Source organism: Streptomyces sp. NPDC033136 (genome assembly GCF_055578235.1).
Map to the genome: position 1 here is coordinate 477,355 of NZ_JBVIPD010000005.1, position 10,466 is coordinate 487,820.

The window sequence follows — 10,466 nt, forward strand, 5'->3', positions numbered from 1 at the left end:
CGCTACCACGCAACCGCGCTTACGGTGGTCGCAGGACGACGACCGAAAGGGACGTGCGGCGATGACTGACATGACCGAGAACCGGGGCGGGGAGACCGAGACTTCGGTGGCACGCAGGAGCCCGTTGGCCAAGCACGGCGGGGGAGACGCGGGCTCCCGAGGACGGACGACCATCGCGGATGGTGTCGTGGAGAAGATCGCCGGCCTCGCCGCCCGCGACGTGGACGGCGTGCACGCCATGGGCAGCGGCCTGTCCCGCACGTTCGGAGCAGTGCGCGACCGTGTGCCCGGCGGCACCAAGGCGGTGTCGCGCGGCGTGAAGGTCGAGGTCGGCGAAGTGCAGGCGGCCCTCGACCTGGAGATCGTGGTCGAGTACGGCGTGTCGATCGCCGATGTGGCCCGGGACGTACGGGAGAACGTCATCACCGCTGTCGAGCGGATGACCGGCCTGGAGGTCGTCGAGGTCAACATCGCGGTGAGCGACGTGAAGCTGCCCGACGAAGAGGAAGAGGAACCGGAGCGCCGGATCCAGTGAGGCACAGGGACGACGGACAACACAGCGGCTGAGGAGCTGAGGAGCGCATGAGCATGGCCGTGGTCGGCATGATCGTCGGCATGGCGCTGGGCTTCGCCGGATATTTCGGCGGATTCGGTGCCTTCCTGCTGGTGGCGGCACTGGGCGCCGTCGGTTTCGTCGTCGGCCGGTTCCTGGAGGGGGACTTGGAGCTCGGCGACTTCTTCCGTACTCGTGAACGGCGGCGGTGACATCGATGAGCGCGACGGCCGGTGAGCTCGACAGACCCTTGACCGTCGTCCCGTCGGGCGAGCGCGGCGCGACCCGTATCGCCGACCGGGTCGTCGCGAAGATCGCCTCCCAGGCGGCCCGCGAGGCCGTCGGGACGCTGCCGCCCGACGCCGGACCCCCGTCCGCCACCGTCGTCGTCCACCATGAAGTCGCCCGCGTCCGGGTTCACATCGAACTCGGCTTTCCCTGCGACATCGGCGACCGGTGCCGCCGGGTGCGCCGCCACGTCGCGGAGCGGGTGGGCGCCCTGGCGGGAATGCGGGTGCCGGAGGTCGTCGTCCAGGTGGAGCGGCTGCACCTGACAGCGACGCCCGGCGCGGTACAGGGGAGGACGCGATGAGCGAACCTACGGGCACGCCCTCCGAGGGCAGCACGCGACGCCTGCCGATCCTCGAGAAGCCGGAGGCCGGCACCGGTTCCGACCGGCCCGTGCCGCCGGACGCCCCCGAGGAGGAGGCCGGCCGTGCGGGCCGCTTCTGGTCGGCCCGCCGCATCCCCGCCGGCATCGTCGCGCTGCTGCTCCTGGGCCTCGCCGGGCTGTTCCTCTACGACATCGTCTCGGTGCGCGCCGGCCGGCCCGGCATGTACTGGCGCCGGGAACTGGCCCGGGAACTCGCCGAACGGCCCCTCGACGACACCTGGGTGCTCGTCGGCGCCGGGGTCGCCGCAGCCCTCGGGCTCTGGCTGCTGATCCTGGCCGTCACCCCCGGCCTGCGGGGCGTGCTCCCCATGCGGCGCGCCCACGCCGACGTGCGTGCCGGACTGGACCGCCAAGCCGCCGCGACCGCGCTGCGGGACCGGGCCATGGAGGTGGCCGGCGTGCAGTCGGCACGGGTGCGGATGCGCCGGCGCCGGGCGGCCGTCCGCGCGGTGTCGCACTTCCGGGAACTGGACGAGGTACGAACCGAGCTGGACGACGTGCTCGCCGACGCGGTCCGCGGACTGGGACTGTCCCGCCCGCCCGCGCTGTCGGTGCGCGTCCACCGGCCCGGCCGGAAAGGATGAGGACGATGCTCAGGACCGTCAACCGGGTGTTCCTCGCACTGGCGGGCCTCGTCCTGCTGGTGCTGGGCGGCTCCGTCCTGGCCGTCGGCCTCGATGCGCCGGCGCCCTCGTGGTGGATCCACCACGACCGGCACGACGTGCTGCTGAGCAGCGCCGAGCGCACCCGCTGGCGCGACGACGGCTGGTGGTGGCCGGTCGTCATCGCCGTGCTCGCCGTCCTTCTGCTGCTCGCCCTGTGGTGGCTCGTCTCGGTCCTGCGCCGGCGCCGCCTCGCCGAGATCCTCGTCGACACCGGCGACGGCGAGGGAGCGCTCCTGCGCGGCCGGGCCCTGGAGAACGTCCTCGCCCAGGAGACCTCCCACATCGACGGCGTGGACCGCTCCCAGACCCACCTGACGGGCCGCCGCCGCGCCCCCGAGGCCCGCGTAGGGCTCGCACTGGAGCCGCACGTGGCCCCCGGGACCGCGCTGACCGACTTCACGAACGGTGCCCTGACTCATGCCAGGACGTCGGCGGGCCTGGCGTCGCTTCCCGCGGAGGTTCGGATGCGTGGGGTCAAGCACGGTTCCGGAAGGGTGAGTTGAGCGCCGGCCTCGCAGGGGGCGGTGCTCAGAACCCGTGCCGTGCTCCGCCGTCCACGGGCACCATCACCCCGGTGAGATAGGAAGCGGCCGGCGACAGCAGGAACGCGGCGACCCGCCCGAACTCCTCGGGCTTGCCGTACCGCCGCAACGGGATCCGCGATTCCGACGCCGCCCGCGTCGCCTCGGGATCCGCTGACAACGCGTCCAGCTGACGCACCCGGTCCGTGTCGATCCGCCCGGGCAGCACACCCACCACCCGCACACCCCGCGGCCCCAGCTCGTCGGACAGGGACTTCGCGAAGCCGGCCAGCCCCGGCCGCAGCCCGTTCGAGATGGTCAGCCCCGGGATCGGCTCGTACACCGACCCGGACAGCACGAACCCGATGACGCCCCCGGCCTCCAGCCCGGCCGCCGCGGCGCGAGCCAGCCGCACCGCACCGAGGAACACCGACTCGAACGACGTCTGCCACTGCTCGTCCGTGTTGTCGGCGACGAACCCGGCCGGCGGCCCGCCCACGCTGACGAGGACGCCGTTGAACCGCCCGAAGTGCTCGCGCGCGGCCCCGATCAGCCGGGCCGGCGCCTCGGGATCGGCGTTGTCGACGGCCACGCCCACCGCGTTCGGCCCCAGCGCGGCCGCCGTCTCGGCGGCACTCTTCCCGTCCCGCCCCGAGACGACCACCTTCGCCCCGTCCGCGACGAGTTCACGCGCGGCCGCGAGGCCGAGGCCGCGCGTGGCCCCGGTGACGACGTACACCCGGTCCTTCAGTCCAAGATCCATGGTTCCTATCCTGCCCCGTCCTCCCCGAACAGGGCGAGCGCGGTGTTCACCAGGCCGATGTGGCTGAACGCCTGCGGGAAGTTGCCCAACTGCCGGCCGGTCACCGGGTCGAACTCCTCGGACAGCAGACCGACGTCGTTGGCGAGCCCCACCAGCCGCTCGAACAGGTCCCGGGCCTCCTTCGTCCGGCCCGTCATGTGCAGGGCGTCCGCGAGCCAGAACGAGCACACCAGGAAGGTGCCCTCGCCGCCGGGCAGCCCGTCGACGTGCGTGACGTCCGAGGAGGCGACGCCGCCGTAACGGCGCAGGAAGCCGCCCTGCTCCAGCTCCTCGCGGACCGCGTCGATCGTGCCGATCACCCGGGGGTCGTCCGGGGGCAGGAAACCGACGCGCGGGATGAGCAGCAGCGCGGCGTCCAGTTCACGTGAGCCGTAGGACTGCGTGAAGGTGTTGCGTTCGGCGTCGTAGCCCTTCTCGCACACCTCCCGGTGCACCTCGTCGCGCAGCGCCCGCCAGCCGTCCGGGTCGCCCTGCAGCTCCGGATGGAGCTCCAGGGCGCGGACGGCACGGTCGGCGGCCACCCACACCATCACCTTCGAGTGCACGAACTGGCGCCGGCCGCCGCGCACCTCCCACAGTCCCTCGTCCGGCTGCCGCCAGTGCGTGCGCAGGAAGTCCAGCAGGGCCGTCTGCAGCGCCCACACGTCCGGCTGGGGAGACAGGCCCGACTCGCGGGCCAGCGACAGGGAGTCCATGACCTCGCCGTAGACGTCCAGCTGGAGCTGCTTCACGGCGTCGTTCCCGATGCGTACGGGAGTGGCCCCGGCGAAGCCGGACAGCCACGGCAGTTCGAACTCCGGCAGGCGCCGTTCGCCCGCAAGGCCGTACATGATCTGCAGGTCCGCCGGGTCGCCCGCGACGGCGCGCAGCAGCCAGTTCCGCCAGGCCTCGGCCTCCTCCTGGTAGCCCGCCGCGAGCAGCGCGCCCAGGGTGAGGGTGGAGTCGCGCAGCCAGCAGTAGCGGTAGTCCCAGTTGCGCACCCCGCCCAGCTCCTCGGGCAGTGAGGTCGTGGGGGCGGCGACGATGCCGCCGGTCGGGGCGTAGGTGAGCGCCTTGAGAGTGATCAGGGAGCGGACGACGGCGTCCCGGTACGGCCCCGTGTAGCGGCAGCGCGACGCCCAGGCCTGCCAGTCCTCGACGCTGTGGCGCAGCGCTTCATACGGGTCGACGAGCGCCGGGCGGGGTTCGTGGGAGGGGTGCCAGGTCAGGACGAAAGCTACCTTTTCGCCCTTCTTGACGGTGAACTCCGCGTGCGTGCCGAAGTCCTGGCCCCAGCTGGTCACCTCCGGCTCGCTGCGCAGCCAGGTCGAGTCCGGGCCGGCGACGGCGACCCGGTGGCCGTCGGTCCGGCGCACCCAGGGGACGATCGAGCCGTAGTCGAAGCGCAGTTTGAGGACGCTGTGGAGCGTCACCTCGCCGTCGAGGCCCTCGACGACCCGGACGAGGTCGGGGGCGCGGTCGCGTTGGGGCATCAGGTCCGTGACCCGGACCGCCCCCTGCTCGGTCTCCCACTCGGTGTCCAGGACGAGGGTGTCGCGGCGGTAGGCGCGCCGGGTACACCGGTCCGCCCCCACAGGGGCGATGCGCCAGTAGCCGTTGTCCTCGTCACCGAGCAGCTTGGCGAAGCAGGCGGCGGAGTCGAAGCGGGGCAGGCACAACCAGTCGACGGATCCGTCCGTGCCGACCAGGGCCGCGGTCTGTTCGTCTCCGATGAGCGCGTAGTCCTCGATACTGGGATGCACGGAGTGCGGGTTCCCGGCAAGTCGGTGCGGCAATCAGGGTGGGGGCCGGGGGAGTGACATGTTCTCGGCGGCCGGGGCGCCGGTGCCCGAGAAGATCACACCCGGGTCGGACGGGGCCTGGTTGAGCACCCACAGGCCGATCAGGGTGGCCAGCGTGAAGACGACGGTGACGAGCACGGCGAGCACGAGCCGCCGCCGGCGCTCGCGCCGCAACCACTCGCCGCGTGCCGTGCGGTACGCGTCGGGGTCGGGAAGCACCCCGCCCGCCAGTACCCGGAGCGCCTCGCGGAGCTCCGCCTCGGTGTGGCCGTGACCGGACCGGTCCGGACCGGTGCCACGCGCCCCAGTCGCGTCTCGATGCGTCATCGCCGGGCCTCCATCGCCTGGGTCAGGGCGGCGATGCCGCGCGCCGTGTGCGTCTTGACGGAACCTCCGGATATGCCCATCGCGGCGGCTATCTCACTCTCCTTGAGACCGAGCCAGTGGCGCAGTACCAGGGCCTCGCGCTGCCGGGGCGGCAACTGCTGGAGCGCGTCGATCAGCACGCGCTGGTCGTCCCGCAGCAGCGCGGCGTGCTCGGCGGAGGCGACCGTGTCGTCCGGCGGGTTCTCCTCGTGCCTGCGGGCGACCTGGAGGTGCCGTATCCGCATCCGCGTCAGATTGCAGACAGTGGAGCGCAGATAGGCCTCCGCCGCGGCCGCGTCCCGCAGCCGCCGCCACTTGCGGTAGATCTGGTAGTACGCCTCGGCCACCACGTTCTCCGGATCGTCGGCGCCGAGCAGGACGGCGAGGCGCAGCATCGAGGAGTAGTGCAGCTCGAAGAGGTGGGCGACACCGGCCTCGCGCTCCGGGTCGGCGGGGTCGCCGGCCGGGGGAGCGAGGGGCTCGGCCGGGGGCGGTACCGGTGCCGGCACCGGTGGCAGCGTGGGGTTCTGTCTGCGTCTCACGGGTTGTTCGCTCCCGTCTCCGGGCGGCGCCGGACGGTCAGGCGGGACGGCAGGTCGGTAGCGTCGGCGCCGCGCGGGACGCCGAGGCGGGTCAGCACCGCGGTGCCGGTCACCGCGACGGTCAGGTTGAGCAGCAGGGCGGCGAGCCCGGCGTAGATCTCCAGAGGCCCGGCGCCAGTGCCGAGCGGCACGATCGAGGAGAACCCCTCGCGCACCACCATGTACGTCCCCGACGCCATGCCCACGGCCCACCCGGCGAGCAGCGCCCGCGGGTGCAGCCGCCCGGTGAACAGCCCGACGGTGACGGCCGGGAAGATCTGCAGGATCCACACGCCGCCGAGCAGCTGGAGGTTGACGGCGTCCTGGTCGCGCAGCCCGAACACGAACGCCACGGCCCCCACCTTCGCGGTGAGCGACACCGCCTTGGCGATGCGCACCTGCCGCTTGGGCGTGGCCGTCGGATGGACGTACTCGACGTACACGTTGCGGACGAAACCCGTGGCCGCGGCGATCGACATCACCGCCGCCGGGACGAGCGCACCCACGGCGATCGCGGCGAACACCAGCCCGGCCAGCGGCGCCGGCATCAGCCGGTCGACCAGCATCGGCACCGCCGCCTCGGCACCGCCGCGCGGCGCCCGCACCCCCGCCGCGAGGGCGGCGATGCCGAGGAACCCGAACAGCGCGAGCAGCCCGGTCCAGGCGGGCAGCGCCACCGAGACCTTGCGCAGGGTGCGGGGCCCGTCGGCGGCGAAACCGGCGGTGAGCACGTGCGGGTACATCAGCAGGGCGAGGGCGGAGCCGAGTGCGAGCGTGGCGTAGGCCGGCTGCTGCGCGGGGGTCAGGAGCAGCGCCGGGCCGCCCAGCCGCTGAGCCGCGCCCTCGAAGACAGGGCCCGGGCCGCCCAGCCGTGCGAGGACCAGCCAGGTCACCGCGGTGAGGGAGACGAACACCGCCATCGCCTTCAGTGCCGAGATGACCGCCGGGGCCCGCAGCCCGTGCCGGTACGTCGCCACCGCGAGCCCCGCGAACAGCGCGACCAGCACCAGGTCCCCGGCAGCACCCCGCGGGTACATGCCCCCGGCCGTCAGGACCGCCCTGATGCCCAGCAGCTGCAGCGCCAGGTACGGCATCGTGGCGAGGATCCCGGTCAGCGCCACCACCAGGGCCAGCGGCGGCGACCCGTACCGGCCGCGCACGAAGTCGGCGGCGGTGATGTAGCCGTGCCGCCGGGCCACGCTCCACAGCCGGCTCAGCAGCACGAAGGCGAGCGGGCAGACGATCACCGTGTACGGCACGGCGAAGAAGGCGGGCGCGCCGATGCCGTAGGCCAGTCCGGGTACGGCGGTGAAGGTGTACGCGGTGAAGATCGTGCCGCCCAGCAGCAGCCAGGTCCAGCCCGGGCCCAGGGAGCGGTCGGCCAGGGCCCAGCCCTCCAGGGAGGGCAGCCGGTCGACCGGGCGCAGGCGCCGCGCGGTGACGGCGAGCAGTGACGCCCCGCCGATCACGGCGAGGAACGTCGCGGTCATGGCGCCGTCAGCCATGGGTCACCGTCCTTGGTGTGCCTGTGCCCTCGCGGGAGAGTTGCGCGGACGGGCCGTCCGGAGGACAGAAGAAGAAGGAAAACCGGCGGGAAATCTTCTTGAAATCCGCTGTCAACCGTTCTCGGCGGAAGCGCAACTCTTGCACAGACCGACAGCGAACGGGAGAGGAGCACAGGTCATGGCACGGACCGGCCATCCACGGCTACGACGCGTAGCCGTCGCCCTCCTGCTGCTCGCTCCCGCCGCGGGACTGCTGTGGGTCCCCTGGTACGCCGGTGCGAGCCCAGGGCTGGCGGAAGCGCCGTTCTTCTACTGGTACCAGCTCGCGTGGGTACCGGGGTGCGGCCTTTGCCTGCTCGGGGCCTACGTGCTGACACGGCACGACGACCGTCACGGTCCCTGATCGCGCGCCGCCACCGCCGTACCACTTCGTAGCGCTTCGCCGCCATCCCGTACCGCTCCGCAACGCTCTCGGAATCTCGCAGTACCACCCAACGCACCGCTCCAGGTGAGGAGTCGCCATGTCCACGTCACCCATGCCCGGATCCGCTCTGCCGGCGCCGGAAGGGCCACCGCGCCGGCGGTCCCGCATGACCCCCCGGTCGATCCTCATATGGACCGCCGTCGCCCTCGTCGGCGCGGTCGGCTGGGGCGTCCTCGCGCTCTCCCGCGGCGAGGAGATCTCGGCCGTGTGGCTGGTGATGGCGGCCCTCGGCTCGTACGCCATCGCCTACCGCTTCTACTCGCGGTTCATCGCCCGGAGGGTCCTGGAGGTCGACGACACCCGCGCCACCCCGGCCGAGCGGCTGGAGGACGGTGTCGACTACCACCCGACCGACCGCCGGGTGCTCTTCGGTCACCACTTCGCGGCCATCGCCGGCGCCGGTCCGCTGGTGGGGCCGGTGCTGGCCGCGCAGATGGGCTATCTGCCGGGCACGATCTGGATCATCGTGGGCGTGATCTTCGCCGGCGCGGTCCAGGACATGATCGTCCTCTTCCTCTCCATGCGGCGGGACGGCAAGAGCCTCGGTCAGATGGCCAGGGACGAGATCGGCAGGGTGGGCGGTGCGGCGGCACTGATCGGCGTCTTCGCCATCATGATCATCCTGCTCGCGGTGCTGGCCATGGTCGTCGTCAACGCGCTGGCCGAGTCGGCCTGGGGCACCTTCTCGGTCACCATGACCATCCCCATAGCCCTCTTCATGGGCTTCTACCTGCGCTACCTGCGGCCGGGCCAGGTCGTGGAGACCAGTGTCATCGGCGTGGGACTGCTGCTGCTCGCCATCCTCGGCGGCGGCTGGATCCAGGACTCGTCGATGGCGGAGTACTTCGTCTGGAGCCCCGAGACCCTGGTCTTCTGTCTGATCGGCTACGGCTTCGTCGCCTCCGTGCTCCCGGTGTGGATGCTGCTGGCTCCCCGTGACTACCTGTCCACCTTCATGAAGGTCGGCACCATCGCCCTGATGGCCGTCGGCGTGGTGATCGCCGCCCCGACGCTCAAGGCCGAGCCGGTGACGGAGTTCGCCTCGACCGGCGCGGGACCGGTGTTCGCCGGGGGGCTCTTCCCGTTCCTCTTCATCACCATCGCCTGCGGTGCCCTGTCCGGCTTCCACGCCCTGGTCTCCTCCGGCACCACGCCGAAGCTGATCCAGAAGGAGTCCCAGGTCCGAATGATCGGGTACGGCTCCATGCTCACGGAGTCCTTCGTCGCCGTCATGGCGCTGATCGCCGCCTGTGTCCTGGAACCGGGCCTGTTCTACGCGATGAACTCCCCGGCCGCGCTGCTCGGCCCGACGGTGGAGACCGCGTCGGACGCGGTGAAGAACCTCGGCTTCAGCATCACGCCGGACCAGCTCACCGCGGCGGCCAAGGCCGTCGAGGAGCACACCCTCGTCGGCCGCTCCGGCGGCGCGCCCACCCTGGCCGTCGGCATGTCGGAGATCTTCGCCGGGGTGTTCGGCGGTGCCGGGATGAAGGCGTTCTGGTACCACTTCGCCATCATGTTCGAGGCCCTGTTCATCCTGACCACGGTGGACGCGGGTACCCGCGTGGGCCGCTTCATGCTCCAGGACATGCTGGGCAACGTCTGGAAGCCGATCGGCCGGGTCACCTGGAAGCCGGGCATCTGGATCACCAGCGCCCTGGTCGTCGGTGCCTGGGGCTACTTCCTGTACGCCGGTGTCACCGACCCGCTCGGTGGCATCAAGCAGCTCTTCCCGCTGTTCGGCATCGCCAACCAGCTGCTGGCCGCGGTCGCCCTGGCCGTCACCACGACCATGCTCATCAAGACGGGCAAACTGCGCTGGGCGTGGGTGACCGGCATCCCGCTCGCCTGGGACGTGGCCGTCACCTTCACCGCCGGCTGGCAGAAGATCTTCTCGGACGACCCGAAGATCGGCTTCTTCGCCCAGCGGGACGTCTACGCGGACGCCATCGACGCCGGCAAGCTGCTGCCGGGCGCCACGAACATGGACGACATGCACACCATCGTCCTCAACAACACCGTCGACGGCGTGATCATGGCGATCTTCCTGCTGCTGGTCCTCATCGTCCTGGTCAACTGCGCGGTGGTGTGCTTCCGCGCACTGCGCGCCACCGAGCCCCTGCCGACGACCGAGGCCCCGTACGTCGCCTCCCGCATCGATGTCCCCGAGCAGCGGAACACCGAGCCGCTGGTGGGGGCAGGCCCGTGAGCACCGTACGGAAGGTGCTGGACACCGTCCTCTGGTACGCGCGCGAGCTGACCGGCGAGACGGAGTACGACCGCTACTGCGAGCGGCACCGGCGCCACCACCCGCACGCTCCGGTGCCGACCCGGCGCGAGTACCAGCGGATGCGCACCACGCAGCGCGAGTGCGAGGCGCCCGGCCGCTGCTGCTGACCCCGCGCGGCGGCGTCCCGCCGCGCGGTTCCCCGGCCGCGGGGGGGGGGGGGGGGGGGGGGGGGGGGGGGGGGGGGGGGGGGGGGGGGGAGGAGGAGGGGGGGGGAGGGAGGGCGT

13 protein-coding genes are annotated in these 10,466 nt (G+C 72.1%); 8 read left to right on the forward strand and 5 right to left on the reverse strand.

Annotated features, from left to right (window positions below; translation table 11 throughout):
* Positions 1 to 61 precede the first annotated feature (61 nt).
* Genes ACZ5TL_RS12750 through amaP form a run of 5 tightly spaced genes read left to right on the forward strand, consistent with a single transcriptional unit; the run spans position 62 to position 2,394 of the window.
* Positions 62 to 535, forward strand: coding sequence for an Asp23/Gls24 family envelope stress response protein (locus ACZ5TL_RS12750; RefSeq protein ID WP_468589520.1), 474 nt, complete (start codon positions 62 to 64; stop codon positions 533 to 535).
* A 47-nt stretch (positions 536 to 582) separates the two neighbouring features.
* Entirely contained in the window at positions 583 to 765 is a 183-nt protein-coding gene (locus tag ACZ5TL_RS12755) for a hypothetical protein (protein ID WP_468589522.1), read from the forward strand.
* Between the two features lie 5 nt (positions 766 to 770).
* Positions 771 to 1,145, forward strand: a complete 375-nt coding sequence (locus tag ACZ5TL_RS12760; RefSeq protein ID WP_468589523.1) for an Asp23/Gls24 family envelope stress response protein — start codon at positions 771 to 773, stop codon at positions 1,143 to 1,145.
* Positions 1,142 to 1,810 (forward strand): DUF6286 domain-containing protein, encoded by a 669-nt coding sequence (locus ACZ5TL_RS12765; protein ID WP_468589525.1) that lies wholly within the window; start codon positions 1,142 to 1,144, stop codon positions 1,808 to 1,810. The genes ACZ5TL_RS12760 and ACZ5TL_RS12765 overlap by 4 nt, the downstream gene beginning before the upstream one ends.
* Complete coding sequence (amaP, locus tag ACZ5TL_RS12770) at positions 1,807 to 2,394, forward strand: alkaline shock response membrane anchor protein AmaP (protein WP_468589526.1); 588 nt, start codon at positions 1,807 to 1,809, stop codon at positions 2,392 to 2,394. Before ACZ5TL_RS12765 ends, amaP begins: the two co-directional genes overlap by 4 nt.
* A gap of 25 nt (positions 2,395 to 2,419) precedes the next feature.
* Here the strand turns inward: amaP and ACZ5TL_RS12775 are convergent, their stop codons facing one another.
* Genes ACZ5TL_RS12775 through ACZ5TL_RS12795 form a run of 5 tightly spaced genes read right to left on the reverse strand, consistent with a single transcriptional unit; the run spans position 2,420 to position 7,468 of the window.
* Positions 2,420 to 3,175, reverse strand: coding sequence for an SDR family oxidoreductase (locus ACZ5TL_RS12775; RefSeq protein WP_468589527.1), 756 nt, complete (start codon positions 3,173 to 3,175; stop codon positions 2,420 to 2,422).
* A gap of 5 nt (positions 3,176 to 3,180) precedes the next feature.
* Positions 3,181 to 4,977: a glycoside hydrolase family 15 protein gene (locus tag ACZ5TL_RS12780; protein WP_468589528.1), complete on the reverse strand. Its 1,797-nt coding sequence runs from the start codon at positions 4,975 to 4,977 to the stop codon at positions 3,181 to 3,183.
* Between the two features lie 33 nt (positions 4,978 to 5,010).
* Positions 5,011 to 5,343 (reverse strand): hypothetical protein, encoded by a 333-nt coding sequence (locus ACZ5TL_RS12785; RefSeq protein ID WP_468589529.1) that lies wholly within the window; start codon positions 5,341 to 5,343, stop codon positions 5,011 to 5,013.
* Positions 5,340 to 5,891, reverse strand: coding sequence for a SigE family RNA polymerase sigma factor (locus tag ACZ5TL_RS12790; protein WP_468589530.1), 552 nt, complete (start codon positions 5,889 to 5,891; stop codon positions 5,340 to 5,342). Before ACZ5TL_RS12790 ends, ACZ5TL_RS12785 begins: the two co-directional genes overlap by 4 nt.
* A gap of 29 nt (positions 5,892 to 5,920) precedes the next feature.
* Positions 5,921 to 7,468 (reverse strand): sodium:solute symporter family protein, encoded by a 1,548-nt coding sequence (locus ACZ5TL_RS12795; protein ID WP_468589531.1) that lies wholly within the window; start codon positions 7,466 to 7,468, stop codon positions 5,921 to 5,923.
* Positions 7,469 to 7,646: 178 nt separating this feature from the next.
* On the opposite strand from ACZ5TL_RS12795, the gene ACZ5TL_RS12800 reads away from it, so the two are divergent.
* The 3 genes from ACZ5TL_RS12800 (at position 7,647) to ACZ5TL_RS12810 (ending at position 10,349) form a co-directional block, all read left to right on the forward strand.
* Entirely contained in the window at positions 7,647 to 7,871 is a 225-nt protein-coding gene (locus ACZ5TL_RS12800) for a DUF3311 domain-containing protein (protein WP_468589532.1), read from the forward strand.
* Between the two features lie 133 nt (positions 7,872 to 8,004).
* Complete coding sequence (locus ACZ5TL_RS12805) at positions 8,005 to 10,161, forward strand: carbon starvation CstA family protein (RefSeq protein ID WP_468589554.1); 2,157 nt, start codon at positions 8,005 to 8,007, stop codon at positions 10,159 to 10,161.
* Positions 10,158 to 10,349 (forward strand): CstA-like transporter-associated (seleno)protein, encoded by a 192-nt coding sequence (locus tag ACZ5TL_RS12810; RefSeq protein ID WP_468589533.1) that lies wholly within the window; start codon positions 10,158 to 10,160, stop codon positions 10,347 to 10,349. The genes ACZ5TL_RS12805 and ACZ5TL_RS12810 overlap by 4 nt, the downstream gene beginning before the upstream one ends.
* The last annotated feature ends 117 nt before the right edge of the window (positions 10,350 to 10,466 follow it).

Coding starts and splice junctions, on each gene's coding strand:
- ACZ5TL_RS12750 (WP_468589520.1), top strand. CDS start 62: ATGACTGACATGACCGAGAACCGGGGCGGGGAGACCGAGACTTCGGTG.
- ACZ5TL_RS12755 (WP_468589522.1), top strand. CDS start 583: ATGAGCATGGCCGTGGTCGGCATGATCGTCGGCATGGCGCTGGGCTTC.
- ACZ5TL_RS12760 (WP_468589523.1), top strand. CDS start 771: ATGAGCGCGACGGCCGGTGAGCTCGACAGACCCTTGACCGTCGTCCCG.
- ACZ5TL_RS12765 (WP_468589525.1), top strand. CDS start 1,142: ATGAGCGAACCTACGGGCACGCCCTCCGAGGGCAGCACGCGACGCCTG.
- amaP (WP_468589526.1), top strand. CDS start 1,807: ATGAGGACGATGCTCAGGACCGTCAACCGGGTGTTCCTCGCACTGGCG.
- ACZ5TL_RS12775 (WP_468589527.1), bottom strand. CDS start 3,175: ATGGATCTTGGACTGAAGGACCGGGTGTACGTCGTCACCGGGGCCACG.
- ACZ5TL_RS12785 (WP_468589529.1), bottom strand. CDS start 5,343: ATGACGCATCGAGACGCGACTGGGGCGCGTGGCACCGGTCCGGACCGG.
- ACZ5TL_RS12795 (WP_468589531.1), bottom strand. CDS start 7,468: ATGGCTGACGGCGCCATGACCGCGACGTTCCTCGCCGTGATCGGCGGG.
- ACZ5TL_RS12800 (WP_468589532.1), top strand. CDS start 7,647: ATGGCACGGACCGGCCATCCACGGCTACGACGCGTAGCCGTCGCCCTC.
- ACZ5TL_RS12805 (WP_468589554.1), top strand. CDS start 8,005: ATGCCCGGATCCGCTCTGCCGGCGCCGGAAGGGCCACCGCGCCGGCGG.